Genomic DNA, 15,131 nt, shown 5'->3' on the forward strand with positions numbered 1-15,131 from the left:
GGCCGTCGAGTATAGGGCCGCCGCCGGGTCAGGACCCGGCGGCGGCCGTGGACCGCTGCGTTGCGCGGTCAGTTGGCCAGCTGGCAGGTGGCCGGCTTGGCCGAGGTGAACAGGCCAGGGGTCGCCCACTCGGGGTGGTCGATGAACGGGTTGCGGTTGCCCTGGAAGCTGTAGATCACGTCATTGCGCGCACGCTCGGCATCATCCGGCGGGTCGGACAGGTGCCAGTCGATCAGCGTCGACAGCAGGCCCATGTAGGCCGGCGAGCTGCTGGTCTTGACGATCCTGCTGCGGTCGTCGGTCAGCTCCAGGTCCGGCTCGGACTGGCCAGTGGCTGCATCCTTGCCGCCCTCGTAGCGGATCGCCATGTACATCACCGCACGCGCCATGTCGCCCTTGCGCTTGCCCCACACCTCGAACGTGCCGGTGTTGCCGTCCGGCGTGCGCACCCAGTTGGAGTTGCCCGGATAGCCACCACTGCCGCCACCCTGGCCGTTGTTGGCCTCGGTGGCGCGCTCGCCGCAGCTGGCGTCGCACTTGCCGAACGGCTTGTTGCCACGGTCGGCGTTCCACTGTGCATCGGTCAGGTACAGCATGTGGGTGTCGGTATACGGCGCGTACGGCAGGCCCTTGTCACCCGTAGTGGTGGCAAAACCCAGCGAGTTCGGCCAGGTGTGCTCGCGGTTGTACTTCAGGCCACTGCCGCTGCCGGCGCGATCGGTCACCTTGGCGTAGCTGCGGTTGCGATACGCGTCGAGGATGCGGTTCGGGTTGTTCGGGTCCTCGTCGGCGATCTCCAGGATGGTCCAGGTACTGGTGCCCGAGCCGCTGTACGGGTAGGCGGTGTGGCCCTTGATTGTCGCGTGCAGCGAGCAGCGCAGCTGGCTCGGGCTGCTGGTGTTGACCTTGGAGTAGTAGCCGGCCGGCACACCCGGGTTGCCCGGGTCCGGATTGCCGCCGGTGCTGGCCACGGTGAAGGCGATGCGGCTGTCGGCCGCCGGGTGTGCGCCCTGCAGGTCGGTGATGCGCGCGGCGCGGATGTCGAAGCGGCAGGCTTCACCGGCCACCAGCGCGGTGTTGGTGGACAGCTTCACGCTGCGTCCGCTGGCCGGGAAGGTCAGCGGCACGCTGCCGGAGGTACCGCAGCTCAGCGCGAACGCGCCGCTGGCCAAGTTCACCGTCTCGCTGAACACCACTTCCAGATCGGCGGCGGCCGGGAAGGTGCTGCTGCCCTGCGCCGGGGTGGTGGTGGACACCGACGGCGGCGTGTTCGGGCCCGGGGTGCCGCCGCCACTGAAGGTCTGGCCGTTGTTGCAGCTGCCGAAGGTCTGCCTGGCCGACTCGGCCCAGGTGAAGTGGGCGTACTGGCTGCCGCTGCCGGTCAGCTGCAGCGAGGTGCCGGGAGCCGTGCTGTTGGTCTCGGCCACCGGAATGTTCTGGCTGGTCATGCCGGCGGCAGGGCCACCGGAGGCGGTGATGGCGCCCTCGTAGCTGAGGAACTGGACCACCTTGCCGCTGGCGTCGACCAGGGCGACGCCGTCGTTCGGGCCGTTCTGGATGCCGTTGGTCGGGTAGTTGACCACGGCGATGCTGGCGCTGCCGCAACCGGCGGCGGTGCCGGCCGGGACCGGGTTGTTGGCGTAGACCGTGGCGGCCGAAGGATTGCTGCCGTTGTAGAGGTAGAGGCGGTAGCCGGACAGGTCTTCACCTGCGGTAGCGACCACTTCGATGGCTTCGCCGACGTCACCGGCGGCGGTGCTGTCGTCGTAGTGCAGTTCGTTGATGAAGACCTCGGCCTGGGCCGGCGCCGCGGCCAGTGCCAGCAGGCAGGCGGCGGCAAGCGGGGACAGCAATCGCATCGACTACTCCTTGTGATTGGGAATGCCTGACCGAGCCTAAGGCCGATCCAGTGACACTTTGTCGTAAATGAACGTCAGATATCTGACAGTGCGACGCTTGTCACCGAAATTGTCCAGGACCGACGCCTTGGCCGAGGCGCGCGGGTGGAAAAATTTTTTTCATTCCGCCCTTGAAAGGGGGCGGCGGGGCTCCATCTCTGCCCTGCTCCCGACGTTGTCGGGTTTCTTCACGTGCGGTTCTGGCACTCGCCTGGGGTGAGTGCTAACATCGCCGGACTTTTTTAGACCAATCAATCACTTAAGAGGTCTCCTATGAGCATCAAGCCGCTGCACGACCGCGTTGTGGTCAAGCCGATCGAAGCCGACGAAATCTCCGCCGGTGGCATCGTCATCCCCGACTCGGCCAAGGAAAAGTCCACCAAGGGTGAGGTCGTGGCCGTCGGCCCGGGCAAGCCGCTGGACAACGGCAACGTGCGCGCGCCGTCGCTGAAGGTCGGCGACAAGGTCATCTATGGCCAGTACGCCGGCAGCTCGTACAAGAGCGAAGGCGTCGAATACAAGGTCCTGCGCGAAGACGACGTGCTCGCCGTCATCGGCTGAGCCTCGGCGCGACCTGTTTCAACCTGATCCCAAACTCCCAGCCGCCGGGCATCGTCCGGCGCTACCAATGAGGTAAATGCAATGGCTGCCAAGGATATTCGTTTCGGTGAAGACGCCCGTTCGCGCATGGTGCGCGGCGTCAACGTTCTCGCCAATGCCGTCAAGGCCACCCTGGGCCCGAAGGGCCGCAACGTCGTGCTGGAAAAGAGCTTCGGCGCCCCGACCATCACCAAGGACGGCGTCTCCGTCGCCAAGGAAATCGAACTGGCTGACAAGTTCGAGAACATGGGCGCGCAGATGGTGAAGGAAGTTGCTTCGCGCACCAACGACGATGCCGGCGACGGCACCACCACCGCCACCGTGCTGGCCCAGGCCCTGATCCGCGAAGGCGCCAAGGCCGTTGCCGCCGGCATGAACCCGATGGACCTCAAGCGCGGTATCGACAAGGCCGTTTCGGCCGCCGTCGCCGAGCTGAAGAACATCTCCAAGCCGACCGCCGACGACAAGGCGATCGCCCAGGTCGGTACCATCTCGGCCAACTCGGACGAGTCGATCGGCCAGATCATCGCTGACGCGATGAAGGAAGTCGGCAAGGAAGGCGTCATCACCGTTGAAGAAGGCTCGGGCCTGGACAACGAGCTGGACGTGGTCAAGGGCATGCAGTTCGACCGCGGCTACCTGTCGCCGTACTTCATCAACAACCAGCAGTCGCAGACCGCTGACCTGGATGACCCGTTCATCCTGCTGCACGACAAGAAGATCTCCAACGTCCGTGACCTGCTGCCGGTGCTGGAAGGCGTCGCCAAGGCCGGCAAGCCGCTGCTGATCGTGGCCGAGGAAGTTGAAGGCGAAGCGCTGGCCACCCTGGTCGTCAACACCATCCGTGGCATCGTCAAGGTCGTGGCCGTCAAGGCTCCGGGCTTCGGCGACCGTCGCAAGGCGATGCTGGAAGACATGGCCGTGCTGACCGGCGGCACCGTGATCTCCGAAGAAGTCGGCCTGTCGCTGGAGAAGGCCACCATCAAGGACCTGGGCCGCGCCAAGAAGGTGCAGGTCTCCAAGGAGAACACCACCATCATCGACGGCGTCGGCGACAAGGCCAACGTTGATGCACGCGTGGCGCAGATCAAGACCCAGATCCAGGACACCTCCTCGGATTACGACCGCGAGAAGCTGCAGGAACGCGTGGCCAAGCTGGCCGGCGGTGTTGCCGTGATCAAGGTCGGCGCCTCGACCGAAATCGAAATGAAGGAAAAGAAGGATCGCGTCGACGACGCCCTGCACGCCACCCGTGCGGCCGTTGAAGAAGGCGTGGTTCCGGGCGGCGGCGTTGCCCTGGTCCGCGCGATCACCGCGCTGGCCGGCCTGAAGGGCGCCAACGAAGACCAGAACCACGGCATCCAGATCGCCCTGCGTGCGATGGAAGCCCCGCTGCGCGAGATCGTTGCCAACGCCGGTGACGAGCCGTCGGTCATCATCAACAAGGTCAAGGAAGGCACCGGCAGCTTCGGCTATAACGCCGCCACCGGCGAGTTCGGCGACATGCTGCAGTTCGGCATCCTGGACCCGACCAAGGTGACCCGTTCGGCGCTGCAGAACGCGGCCTCGATCGCTGGCCTGATGATCACCACCGAAGCCATGGTTGCCGAAGCTCCGAAGAAGGACGAGCCGGCCATGGGCGGCGCCGGTGGCATGGGCGGCATGGGTGGCATGGGCGGCATGGACTTCTAAGGTCCACGCCCGCGTCGGACGTTGCCGGCCCTGGCCGGCGCGTCTCCCCGATGCAAGGAAAAACCCCGCCGCGAGGCGGGGTTTTTTTGTTGCCCGGTTGCCGCCATGGCGCCGCGTCGCTACGCTCGCAGACCATGCCTACCTCGTTCATCGTCGTCGACGACTTCCTTTCTCCAGCCGATGCACACGGCCTGCGCCAGGCCGGCCTGGGCCTGACCTACCCGGCGCAGGAGGGGGCATTCCCCGGGCGTAATTCGCTCGAACGGCTGGAGCTGGACGGCCTGTCCGAGGCCGCGTCGCGGTTGGTCAACGAGCCGCTGCGGCCGGTCAATCCGTTGCAGTCGCACGGCAAGTTCCGGCTGACCCTGGCCAGCGATGTGGGTCGCGCCAAGGTGCACACCGACCATTCGCACTGGTCCGGCATCCTCTACCTCAGCGCCCCGGAGCACTGCGAAGGGGGTACCGAGTTCTTCCGCCATCGCCGCACCAACACCGAGCGCATGGCGCTGAACGCCCACGAGCTGGCTGCGCTGGGCTACGCCAACGGCGGCGACATGCATCGGGACATCATCGAGCGCGACAGCGTCGACGACAGCCAGTGGGAAATGACCATGCGCATCCCGATGCGCTTCAACCGTCTGGTGCTGCTGCGCCCGTGGTTCTGGCATACCGCCGGCCCGGCCTTCGGCGACCGGCCGGAGAATGGGCGGCTGGTCTACCTGATGTTCTTCGAGCAGGCGCGTTGAAGGGAGGTCATCCACGCATGGCGTGGATCTACTTCACGAATGCCTTCGCTGCGCCGTACTCCCACTGCCACGGTACGCCGATGTCGCCGAGCACGAAGGCCACCAGCGCCGGGAAGGTCGCCTCGGCGCGCACATCGTTGCCCAGGATCACCACGCAGCGCTGCTGCTGCTCGACGCACACCAGCGTATTACCGACCGCATCATCGTGGCCGCCCTTGTAGAAGCCCGCGCCTTGCGGGCCACGGAACGTCACCACTCCCAGGCCGGCCGCCAGGTCCTTGCGCTGCAGCGCCTTCGGCAGCTCCGGCTGCAGGGTGGGGAACTGGCTGGCGGTGGTGATCGGCAGCTGCGGCCGCACCAGCTCCTTGCGCATCGTCGCTGACAGCCCATCGCCGCGCACGTAGCCGGCGGCGAAACGGGCCATGTCGGCGATGGTGGTATCCATCGAACCGGCCGCGCGCACGCGGCTGCGCTCATCGTGCGGCTCGGCGGTGCCCTCCATGGTCCAGCCGTCGGCCAGGTTGGTGGCGAAGTCCCCGCGCCACATCATGCTGGTGCGGGTCATGCCGAAGCGGTCGAATACCCGCTGCTGCATCAACGCACCCACATCCTCGCCCAGCCGTCCGCGTTCGATCACGAACTGCAGCAGGATCAGCCCTTCGCCGGAATAGCCGTAGCGGCTGCCTGGATCGAAGTGGAACTTCAGCCGGCCGTCCGGTTCAAGAAACCCGAAGTTGGCAAAGCCACTGGCATGGTTGAGCAGCAGGCGAGGGGTGAGCTGGCGCCAGCGCGCATCATCGGCCAGCACGCGGTAGTCGGCGTACTTCTTCGTTTCGGGCGGATAATCCGGCAACGGCTTGTCCAGCGCTGTGGCGATGCTGGCATCCAGATCGATCCTGCGGTCCTGCGCCAGCTGCGCGACCAGATGGCCGAATGCCATCTTGGTCAGCGAGGCGGCGTACATCACCGTATCGGTGCGCAGTGGTTCGCCTGCGGTATTGCGCTCGCCGTAGGCGGCGACGTGCACCACCTTGCCGCCGTCGATCACCGCCAGTGCCATGCCGCGCGCCTGTGCGGCCTGCATCAACCGCTGCGCTTCGGCGTCGATGCGGGCCGGCGAGGGTACCGGGGGAGGTGCAGCCAGCACGGCCAGCGGGAACAGCGTCAGCAACATCAGGGCAGCACGGCACATGCGTGGAACTCCTGGTGGGGCGCACGGCGATGCTACGCCAGGCTGCCGCTGGCGTCATTGCCGGATGTCAGCTGGCCTGCGGCCGGCGCAGGCAGATCCGGGACGCGCCGGCACCAATGTCCACCTGGCCGCCGCGCATTGCATCCGCACCAAGGATCAGCGCCGGCCGGCCCTCCAGGCCGATCGCCTTGAACACTGGCAGTTCGCTGATGCGGACCTCCATCGAGGGGTGCTGCCAGCCGTTGCCGGCCATGCCGGGCAGGGTGTACAGCCAGGTTGCCTGCTTTCCGCCGCCCAGGCCTTCGGTGCCCTTTTCACGCACCCGCACCCGTGCGTCGCTGCCGTCGGTGCGCAGCCCCAGTGCGCGGGCTGCTTCGGCGTTGAGGACGGTCTGCGCGGCACCGGTGTCGACCACGGCGATGGCGTCCACCGAGGGCGCGCCCAGTGCAAGCATGATGAAGCCGAACTGGCGCAGGCCGTCAGTGCGTCCGGGCAGCGCATTGGGCTGGCAACCCGGTCCTTCCAGGTTCAATCCGCCGGGTGTCCACAGCGCCAGTTGATTGCGGCCGAAGTCCCAACGGGTGTCCCAGCGTCCGGTCAGATCGTTGCCGATCAAGCCGTCAATGGCCGGATCATCGTCCTTCGGCAACGACGACAGATCGACCTTCATGGCTTGGGCCTGCAGCTGCCAACTGCCCAGCTGCCAGGACGTTCTGCGTATGCGCTGCAGCCGCGCGGAGGCTGCACTTGCCCCTTGGGCCTGTGATACCTCCGCATCCGCATCTCCCAGACCGTAGCGCCGCACGACGCGGTCATCGACCAGCGTGGCGCCTGCCGCGCTGTCGACCACGAAGCGCAGCGGTTCGGCACGCCCGTCCAGCGACACGGCCACGGCCGGATGACCGCCCTGCATCCACATCGGCAGGATGTGTTCGGGGGAATCGGACGCCAGCGCAGCCAGCGGGGCAGCAAGCAGGACGAATGGGATGAGGCGCAAGGCAGGTCTCCGCAGTGATCATGGGTGACCATTGGCGCGCAGTGGCGTATCGCGGGAATATCGGCGTTGATACCGTCCTGATACAGACCTGCCTGATACTGCCTGCATGACGACTCCCGCCCGTGTCATCGTTGTCGATGACGACGCCAGCATCCGTGATGCCATCGCCGATTGCCTGTTGCTGCATGGCTACCAGGTACGGGTGGCAGCGGACGCGACGGCGCTGGACGTGCTGCTGCAGGTCGATCGCCCGGACGTGATCATCCTCGACTGGATGATGCCCGGTGAGGATGGCCTGTCGGTCTGCCGCCGGCTGCAGGCACGGGCCATTCCGATCCTGATGCTGTCGGCGATGGGCAGCGCACCGGACAGGGTGATCGGCCTGGAGATGGGCGCGGACGACTACCTGGCCAAGCCGTTCGACCCGCGCGAGCTGCTGGCGCGGGTACGCGCGCTGCTGCGCCGGCAGGACAAGCTGCGCGCGCAGGTAGCCAGTGAACTGCGCTTTTCTGGTTGGCGGTTGCTGCCGGAACAACGTCGCCTGCTGGCGCCGGATGGGAACGAGCTGGTGCTCAGCCGTGGTGAATTCAGCCTGTTGCTGGCGCTGGCCGAACGCCCCGGGCGGGTACTGGGGCGCGAGCAGCTGCTGCAGCTGAGCCGTGGCGAGCCGAGTGACAGCGTCGACCGCGCGGTCGACCTGGCCATCAGCCGCCTGCGCCGCAAGCTCGGGCAGGCCTCGCCCGGTGCGGAAGCCCTGGTGCAGACATCGCGTGGCGAAGGCTATCGCTTCCACGCCGAGGTACAGGTGCTGTGAACAGCCGGTGGCCGACCGCGCGTTGGATCACGATGCTGGCCCTGGCCAGCCTGCTGCTGGCGACACTGGTCAGCGTGGCCGTGGTTGGCTGGATGCCTCGGCCCGCGCCGCCACCGATGCGGTTGGACCAGGCCGTGCAGGTGCTGCGGGGGGAGCAGGCCGCGGCACCACTGGGCCTGCATCTGGCGACGCAGGATGCGCCACCAAAGGGCAATGCCAGTGACTGGCTCAGCCAGTTGGCGGCGCTGCAGATGGGTTTGCCGGCGAAGGAGGTGCGCCTGGTCTGGAGCGGACAGGGCAAGGCGCCTGATGTGCAGGTCATCGAAGGCGGCGAGGTGCTCGACGGCACGGCGCGGGTCGGTGTACTGAAGGCGCAGGCCGCGCTGCTGACCGCGATGCAATGGCCGCCGTTTGAACTGGGCGTGCGCCAGGCCGATGGCCGCTGGCGGGTGGTCGGCAGCGATCACAGTGATCTGGCAGCTTGGCGGCGACAGGTGATACTGGCGCTGCTGGGCGGTGCCGTGTTGCTGGCGCCGCTGGCGGCGTGGGCATCGATCCGGCTGGGGCGTCCACTACGACGCTTGGCCGATGCCAGTGCACGCGTGGACCTGCAAGCCGACACGCCCCTGCCGGATGATGGCCCGCGCGAGGTACAGATGCTGGCCGCCGCGATCGGCACCGGTCGAGAGCGCCTGCGTGCGCAGGCCCAGGACATGACCCATATGCTGGCTGCAGTGGCGCACGACCTGCGCACACCATTGACCGGCCTGCGACTGCGCGCCGAGTTCGCGCCCACACCACAGGCGGCCCGGATGGTGGCGGACATCGAGCGCATGGACACGATGATCGAGCAGGTGCTCGATTACGCACGCGGTGAACTGCAGCCGTTGCAGATGCGCCCGCTGGATCTGGCCGCGCTGCTGGAGGAGTGCGTGCAGGCAGCGTTGCTGCGCGGTGTCGAGATCTCCATCCAGGGGCCGGACAGTCTGCCCTGGCACGGCGACGCGCTGCTGCTTCGGCGCGCGTTCGACAACCTTATCGACAATGCCGATCGCTATGCCGGGGCGGTGGAACTGCGACTTGCCGTGGTTGAGCGAGGGGTCCAGCTGGAGGTGATGGATCGGGGCCCAGGTATCGCCGAGGGCGACCGAGTACGCCTGCTGCAACCGTTCCAGCGCAGCGAGCGTTCTCGTAGTCGCACCACCGGTGGAGCGGGACTTGGGCTGGCAGTGGCCGCCAATGTGGCGAGGCGGCACGCGGGCGAACTGCAGCTGCTGCACCGGGAGGGCGGCGGGCTGATTGCGTGCCTGCTGCTGGGAAAGTTCACCTGATATCGGCTGTGGTTTACAGGCAGCGGCTGTTCGGCTGTATGATTAGGCGCCTAACCATATCGCGTGCGTGAGATGATCGAAGCCAAGCACCATGCCCTGATCGAGGAAGCGCAGCGACGCGGTCACGCCAACATCGCGCCGCTGCGCCTGTGTTTCCAGCTGCTCTCGCTGTCCTCGTCGATCGATCGCGACTGCGCCGCGCGGCTGGCACCGCATGGGCTCAGCGAGGGTCGCTTCATCGTGCTGTTCCTGTTGCACGGGGCCGGTGGCGCACTGCCGCCGCATGTGCTGGCCGAGCGCGCCGGCGTGACCCGCGCCACCATCAGCGGCCTGCTCGATGGCCTGCAGCGCGAAGGCCTGCTGCAGCGTCGCAACGATGACGGGGATGGCCGCCGCCTGCAGATCGTGCTGACCGCACCGGGAAAGCGTTTGGCCGAATCGCTGTTCGAGCAGCACACGCAATGGATCGGTGGGCTGTTCAACGGCCTGGATGCTGATGAACAGCAGCAGCTGTCACAGCTGCTGCACAAGGTCTGGCAGCACACGGACGCCGGGCGGGAATCCGCAGCATGAGCACGGCCATTCCTGCGGAACGCCGGCAAGCACTCAACACCGGCCGCGTCCCCGCCACCCATCTGGCAGAATGCCTGGCAGTGGATTTTGCCGCGCTGCTGCAGGTGGTGGCGCCTGCGCTTGCACCGGAGGCGCTGCAACGCATGCGGGACGCCTCAGGCAAGGGCATCACGCTGCGCATGGCCCTGGCTGCGCAACTGCTGCGTGAGGCGGGGCAGGGGGCGCCTGCGCTCTGGCAGCATCACAGCTCCGATACAGTGCGCGGCTGGGCCTGCTACCTGATCGGCAGAGATGCCCGCGCAACGCTGGCAGGGAAGCTGCAGCAGATGCGCACACTGGCCGATGACCCCCATTTCGGTGTGCGCGAATGGGCGTGGCTGGCACTACGCACGGACATCGTTGCCGCACCACTGCAGGCGCTGGAGCACCTGCAACCGTGGTCACAGGAAACATCGCCGTACCTGCGCCGCTTCGCCTGCGAAGCACTGCGTCCGCGCGGTGTCTGGGCCACGCACATCGCACTGTTCAAGCAGCACCCGGAACATGCATCCGCGCTGCTGGAAGCACTGGCCGACGATCCGGAACGCTATGTGCAGGATTCGGTCGGAAATTGGCTCAACGATGCCGGCAAGACTCAGCCGCAGTGGCTGCGCCAGCTGTGTACGCGTTGGCAGCATGAGCGCCACAGCGACGCCAACGCCTACATCCGCAAACGCGCGCTGCGCTCGCTCCGGTAGTGCCGGCCGCTGGCCGGCAACCCCCGAACCCTCAAGGAAGAACCACCATGTCGCACACCTTCATCGAGCTCTACACCGCCACCCCTGCCTGGACCACACTTCCGCCCGAGCAGCGGAATGCCTTCTTCGCCCGTATCGGCGCCGGCATGCAGCAGTTCGATCCGGTCCGCATCACGCCGCTGGCGATGGGCCGCGTTGCCTCGGGCGTACCGCACGGCAGCGATGAGCAGTTCTATGCGGTCTGGCGCTGCGCAAGCCGCGAGGAGGTCGATGCGTTGATGGCCGGCATTGCCGCTACCGGCTGGCATGAGTACTTCACCACCACCCAGGCGGTAGGCGCGATGGACAGCATGGCCCAGCACCTTGCCGACCTGGCCGCCTTGTAGCGGGGCGGCAGACGCCGGCAGATCCCGGTGCTGGGCATGGGTGGCACATGCGCCTGTCACCCAGACGCGGTAAACAGGACATTGCCCATTTCCATCCGCAGGAAGGTCGATCATGCAGAGCACGCTCCAGGTCACGCTGTTCGGCCCTCTTGGCGACAGCCCGGCGTTGCAGTTGCCGGGGCTGGAGGGGCCGTCGGTGGCCATCCAGGAATCGGCCCTGCGGCGCTTGGTTTCCGATCTTTACACCGCGCGTTCCCTGCTCAACCCCGAGCAGCTGGACGAGGCCCGGCAGGAACTGGATCGCGTGCTGGAACGCTGGGCCGACATCCATGAGGGCCTGCTGCTGGACGTGGAAGTGCATGGCAAATGAGCGACGTTGCGTGGTTGCCGCCGCGTGGGCAGGGCCGGCGCGCATCTCGCTGAACCGCGTCCCCAGTTGCGGATGAAACATTTTGCACTGCGCAAAAGCTGTGCTATCAATACAACCCATGAACGCAGCCGCCACCCGCTTTTACTGGTATTACTTTCCGAAGCCACTGGCGGAGGAAGGACTGCGCTCACCCTGAAGAAAGCTTCAGACGCATTCCCGAAAGCCGCCAGCGAACCTGGCGGCTTTTTTCATGCCGCCACGCTGGGGACCCCCAACGTTCCGGAGACCTCCCCCAATGCCCCCGCACACCGACGACCTGCGTATCCGCACCATCGAACCGCTGACACCGCCTGCCCAGCTGCTGGCGATGCTGCCGTGTGACGATGAAGCCTCCGACACCGTCAGCGCCTCGCGCGCGGCCCTGCACCAGATCCTGCATGGCCGTGACGACCGCCTGGCAGTGGTGGTTGGCCCATGCTCGATCCACGACCCGAAGGCCGCCATCGAGTACGCCCAGCGCCTGAAGCCGCTGCGTGACGCGCTGGCCGGGGAACTTGAAATCGTGATGCGCGTGTACTTCGAGAAGCCGCGCACCACGGTGGGCTGGAAGGGCCTGATCAACGATCCGGACCTGGACGGCAGCTTCAGGATCGACAAGGGCCTGCGCATCGCCCGTGGCCTGCTGCGCGACATCAACAAGCTCGGCCTGCCGGCCGGCGTCGAGTTCCTCGACGTGATCTCGCCGCAATACATCGCCGATCTGGTGGCCTGGGGCGCCATTGGTGCGCGCACCACCGAAAGCCAGGTGCACCGCGAACTGGCCTCGGGGCTGTCGTGCCCGGTCGGCTTCAAGAACGGCACCGATGGCAACGTGAAGATCGCCGCCGACGCGGTGGGTGCGGCCTCCAATCCGCATCACTTCCTGTCGGTCACCAAGCAGGGCGGCACCGCCATCGTGTCGACCACTGGCAACCCGGATTGCCATGTGATCCTGCGCGGCGGCAAGCAGCCGAACTACGATGCAGGCAGTGTCGCCGAGGCCTGCCAGGCGCTGGCCAAGGCCAAGCTGCCGACTCGTCTGATGATCGACGCCAGCCATGCCAACAGCCTGAAGAATCCGGACAACCAGCCGAAGGTGATCGAGGACATCGCCGTTCAGTTGGAAGACGGTGAACAGCGCATCGTCGGTGTGATGATCGAGAGCCATCTGGTCGGTGGTCGCCAGGAACTGGTGGAAGGCCAACCGCTGGTCTACGGGCAGAGCATCACCGATGGCTGCATCGACTGGGACACCACCGTGACGGTGCTGGAGCGACTGGCCGCGGCCGTGCGCGCCCGTCGCGACGTGAAGGTGTCCGAAGCCGCTTGAGTGCGGCACGTGTGTGGATGGCGGCCAGCGCCTGCGGGGGTGCGGCCGCGATCAGGGCCGGTCGGAGTTGGAGACCGGCCCATCTGCACCGGCGATGCGCCTGGCGCTGCGCATGAGCGACAGCGCCAGGTACATCGCCGGGGTGGTGCGGATTCCGCCGCGCGAACCTCAATGCACTTCGTCGTGATACACGAACTTCGGCATTTCCCAGCGGTAGTGGATCGCCAGCAGGCGCAGCGCGAAGCCGCCGCCGAGGCAGCACAGGATCGCGGTGGCGTCGGCCACGCCCCAGTGCAGCAGCAACAGGTAGGCCGCGCCGGTCAGCAGTGCGATGATCGCGTACAGCTCCTTCTGGAAGATCAGCGGCACCTCGTTGCAGAGGATGTCGCGCAGCACGCCGCCGAACGCGCCGGTCAGCATGCCGGCGATCAGCACGATCGGCATCGCATGGCCGGCTTCGCGCGCAATCGAGCAGCCGATCAGGGTGAAGGCGATCAGGCCCAGGCCATCGAGCACCAGGAAGGTGCGGCGGAAGTGGTGCATCCAGCGCGCCACCCAGGTGGCGATCAGCGCCGCGCACACGGTGAAGCCCAGGTACTCGGGATGCTTCACCCAGCCCAGCGGGTAGTGGCCGAGCAGGATGTCGCGCAGTGAACCACCGCCGAGGGCGGTGACGCAGGCGATCATGACCACGCCGAACAGGTCCATGCGGCGGCGGCCGGCAGAAAGTGCGCCGGTCATGGCTTCGGCGGAAATGGCGATCAGGTAGATGATGGACAGCAACATGGGGCAGGCTCCGGGCGCGGTGGGGCCGGCCATGCGCGGACGCCGCCATTGCCTGCGCAATGACGGAATGACGATGACCGGTGCCGCTCCCGCTGTCCTTTTGCCTGAGAGTTCAGCGGCATGGGCCGCGTGCCCCTTCGGCGGATCGTCCCGGGCATGCCCGGTGACCTCTCTCCAGCTCGGCGAGTCGAATGCATGGTTGGTGGGATTCCAGCCCACCGGCCTGAGCGATCATGGGAGCCTGCGCCTTCGGCGGGCGCCAGCGCGGCGCCTCTCTCCTGCATTCGGGCGCCAGTATATCCGCTGCAGTGCAGCACGGCATAATCCGGGCATGGCCCCGTCCCTCCGCCCGTGGTTCCTGTACCTGCTCGAATGTCGCGATGGCAGCTATTACGCCGGCATCAGCACCGACGTGGACGCGCGTTTCGCCGCCCATCAGGCTGGCAAGGGCGCGCGCTACACCCGGGCCCGGCCGCCGCTGCGGGTGCTGGCCGTGCGCGAGTACCCGGACCGGGCCGCCGCCTCGCGGGCCGAATGGCAGCTCAAGCAGCAGCCGCGCGAACGCAAGCTGGCCTGGCTGCAGGCGGTGGATGCTGGGTCCCTGTAGATCCATGGCATACATGGATGCCTCTGTGCCGCCATGCGATGATCGCCCAGCCCTCAGCGCTGGAGACCCGGATGTCCACCGTCGCCCTGTTGTTCGCTCTCTCCGCGTCAACCAGTCCCGCTGCCGACCCGGCCACCCTCGCGGCCATCGAAGCCACCTGCCATGACTACGTCGACGGCCAGCTGGAGGCCGACCCGCAGCGCGTCGCCCGCTCCCTGCACCCGGACCTGGCCAAGCGCGCGGTCCTCGGCGATACGCCCGACGAGCGGCTGGGCCTGCGCCGCATGTCGAAGGAAGAACTGGTCGCGCTGACGAAGCAGGGCGCGCTGAAAACCCCGAAGGATCAATGGGACCGCCGCTGCACGGTGCTGGACGTGACCGGCAATGCCGCCTCGGTGCGATTGGAAACGCCGTGGTTCGTCGATTACTTCCACATGGGGCGCTTCGACCAGCGCTGGGTCATCGTCAACGCGTTGTGGTACCCGAAACCGAAGGCGAAGTGAGCACGATGCGTGCCGCCGGTAAGGCATGGGTCTCCGTCGTCGTACTGGCCGCCGGCATCGCACTGCTGCCTGGCCTGCTGTACCTGCTCGGGCTTGCCCTGGTGGGCGGTTGGCCGAAGCCAGCAGACCGTGCGCCCAGTGGTGTGGCTGCGTGCAGCAGTGAACCGCGAACAGGATTTCAGCCGATGAATCCCTGGAGTTTCGCCGCGCAGTTCTTCGACGACGACGCGATGAAGAAGAAGGTGCCAGAGGTGGAACGGGAGGCGTTCTGGATTGCCCGCCGCCATCTTTGGCGGCAGCCACGGCACGACATGCTGCGCTGGCATCTGAGCAGCACGGCACTGACGATCTGGATTACCCGCAACTGGAGTGCCGCGCAGATTGCCGACACCGCAAGGAAGGAGGACTTCTGCCGCGCATGGTCGAAACGGCGGGCGCCCGGCGGCCCGATGAAGCGGTAGATCCACGCCATGCATGGATGATGTTGACGGAGTCAGAGCCCTTTCCTGCGGAAAGGGATCGGACCGCGT

Annotated in this window: 17 protein-coding genes and 2 riboswitches; of the genes, 13 read left to right on the forward strand and 4 right to left on the reverse strand. The window is 66.8% G+C overall.

All coding sequences use genetic code 11. From position 1 onward, the window contains the following. Positions 1-68 precede the first annotated feature (68 nt). Positions 69-1,859: an endonuclease gene (locus AC5P78_RS03120; protein ID WP_049419065.1), complete on the reverse strand. Its 1,791-nt coding sequence runs from the start codon at positions 1,857-1,859 to the stop codon at positions 69-71. 312 nt (positions 1,860-2,171) lie between these two features. Here AC5P78_RS03120 and AC5P78_RS03125 point away from each other — a divergent pair, with 312 nt between their 5' ends. The 3 genes from AC5P78_RS03125 (at position 2,172) to AC5P78_RS03135 (ending at position 4,936) form a co-directional block, all read left to right on the forward strand. Next, entirely contained in the window at positions 2,172-2,459 is a 288-nt protein-coding gene (locus AC5P78_RS03125) for a co-chaperone GroES (RefSeq protein WP_005411227.1), read from the forward strand. Between the two features lie 81 nt (positions 2,460-2,540). Continuing rightward, the gene (gene groL / locus AC5P78_RS03130; RefSeq protein WP_005411226.1) at positions 2,541-4,190 is read left to right on the forward strand and encodes a chaperonin GroEL; all 1,650 of its coding nucleotides are present in this window, start codon (positions 2,541-2,543) and stop codon (positions 4,188-4,190) included. 134 nt (positions 4,191-4,324) lie between these two features. After that, positions 4,325-4,936 carry a DUF6445 family protein gene (locus AC5P78_RS03135; protein ID WP_005411225.1) on the forward strand — a complete coding sequence of 204 codons (612 nt, stop codon included), beginning with the start codon at positions 4,325-4,327 and terminating at the stop codon, positions 4,934-4,936. Between the two features lie 28 nt (positions 4,937-4,964). On the opposite strand, the gene AC5P78_RS03140 is transcribed toward AC5P78_RS03135, so the two are convergent. Beyond that, on the reverse strand, positions 4,965-6,128 hold the full coding sequence (locus AC5P78_RS03140; protein ID WP_049419067.1) for a serine hydrolase domain-containing protein: 1,164 nt from the start codon (positions 6,126-6,128) through the stop codon (positions 4,965-4,967). Positions 6,129-6,195: 67 nt separating this feature from the next. Then, positions 6,196-7,125 carry an aspartyl protease family protein gene (locus AC5P78_RS03145; RefSeq protein ID WP_099527347.1) on the reverse strand — a complete coding sequence of 310 codons (930 nt, stop codon included), beginning with the start codon at positions 7,123-7,125 and terminating at the stop codon, positions 6,196-6,198. A gap of 106 nt (positions 7,126-7,231) precedes the next feature. On the opposite strand from AC5P78_RS03145, the gene AC5P78_RS03150 reads away from it, so the two are divergent. From AC5P78_RS03150 to AC5P78_RS03180, 7 genes are all read left to right on the forward strand, one after another. Then, entirely contained in the window at positions 7,232-7,939 is a 708-nt protein-coding gene (locus tag AC5P78_RS03150; RefSeq protein ID WP_005411222.1) for a response regulator, read from the forward strand. Positions 7,940-7,971: 32 nt separating this feature from the next. Then, positions 7,972-9,270: a sensor histidine kinase gene (locus tag AC5P78_RS03155; protein ID WP_049419115.1), complete on the forward strand. Its 1,299-nt coding sequence runs from the start codon at positions 7,972-7,974 to the stop codon at positions 9,268-9,270. 72 nt (positions 9,271-9,342) lie between these two features. Beyond that, the gene (locus AC5P78_RS03160) at positions 9,343-9,843 is read left to right on the forward strand and encodes a MarR family winged helix-turn-helix transcriptional regulator (RefSeq protein WP_005414623.1); all 501 of its coding nucleotides are present in this window, start codon (positions 9,343-9,345) and stop codon (positions 9,841-9,843) included. Beyond that, positions 9,840-10,580: a DNA alkylation repair protein gene (locus tag AC5P78_RS03165; RefSeq protein ID WP_049419075.1), complete on the forward strand. Its 741-nt coding sequence runs from the start codon at positions 9,840-9,842 to the stop codon at positions 10,578-10,580. The genes AC5P78_RS03160 and AC5P78_RS03165 overlap by 4 nt, the downstream gene beginning before the upstream one ends. A 47-nt stretch (positions 10,581-10,627) precedes the next feature. Continuing rightward, complete coding sequence (locus AC5P78_RS03170) at positions 10,628-10,966, forward strand: DUF6616 family protein (protein WP_043034564.1); 339 nt, start codon at positions 10,628-10,630, stop codon at positions 10,964-10,966. Between the two features lie 112 nt (positions 10,967-11,078). Further along, positions 11,079-11,336 (forward strand): hypothetical protein, encoded by a 258-nt coding sequence (locus AC5P78_RS03175; RefSeq protein ID WP_005411217.1) that lies wholly within the window; start codon positions 11,079-11,081, stop codon positions 11,334-11,336. A gap of 295 nt (positions 11,337-11,631) precedes the next feature. Beyond that, the gene (locus AC5P78_RS03180) at positions 11,632-12,705 is read left to right on the forward strand and encodes a 3-deoxy-7-phosphoheptulonate synthase (protein WP_005411216.1); all 1,074 of its coding nucleotides are present in this window, start codon (positions 11,632-11,634) and stop codon (positions 12,703-12,705) included. Between the two features lie 168 nt (positions 12,706-12,873). On the opposite strand, the gene AC5P78_RS03185 is transcribed toward AC5P78_RS03180, so the two are convergent. Next, entirely contained in the window at positions 12,874-13,491 is a 618-nt protein-coding gene (locus tag AC5P78_RS03185) for a trimeric intracellular cation channel family protein (protein WP_005411215.1), read from the reverse strand. 82 nt (positions 13,492-13,573) lie between these two features. Then, positions 13,574-13,679: riboswitch (glycine riboswitch) on the reverse strand. A 13-nt stretch (positions 13,680-13,692) separates the two neighbouring features. Continuing rightward, positions 13,693-13,782: riboswitch (glycine riboswitch) on the reverse strand. 40 nt (positions 13,783-13,822) lie between these two features. Between AC5P78_RS03185 and AC5P78_RS03190 the strand changes: the two genes are divergently transcribed. The 3 genes from AC5P78_RS03190 to AC5P78_RS03200 all read left to right on the forward strand — a co-directional run bounded on the left by AC5P78_RS03190 (position 13,823) and on the right by AC5P78_RS03200 (position 15,062). Then, positions 13,823-14,098: a GIY-YIG nuclease family protein gene (locus tag AC5P78_RS03190; protein ID WP_005411214.1), complete on the forward strand. Its 276-nt coding sequence runs from the start codon at positions 13,823-13,825 to the stop codon at positions 14,096-14,098. A gap of 71 nt (positions 14,099-14,169) precedes the next feature. Further along, positions 14,170-14,601: a nuclear transport factor 2 family protein gene (locus AC5P78_RS03195; RefSeq protein ID WP_005411213.1), complete on the forward strand. Its 432-nt coding sequence runs from the start codon at positions 14,170-14,172 to the stop codon at positions 14,599-14,601. A gap of 5 nt (positions 14,602-14,606) precedes the next feature. Further along, on the forward strand, positions 14,607-15,062 hold the full coding sequence (locus AC5P78_RS03200; protein WP_012481379.1) for a hypothetical protein: 456 nt from the start codon (positions 14,607-14,609) through the stop codon (positions 15,060-15,062). Positions 15,063-15,131: the final 69 nt, after the last annotated feature.

The organism is Stenotrophomonas sp. YJH_SMC_133, from assembly GCF_059370655.1.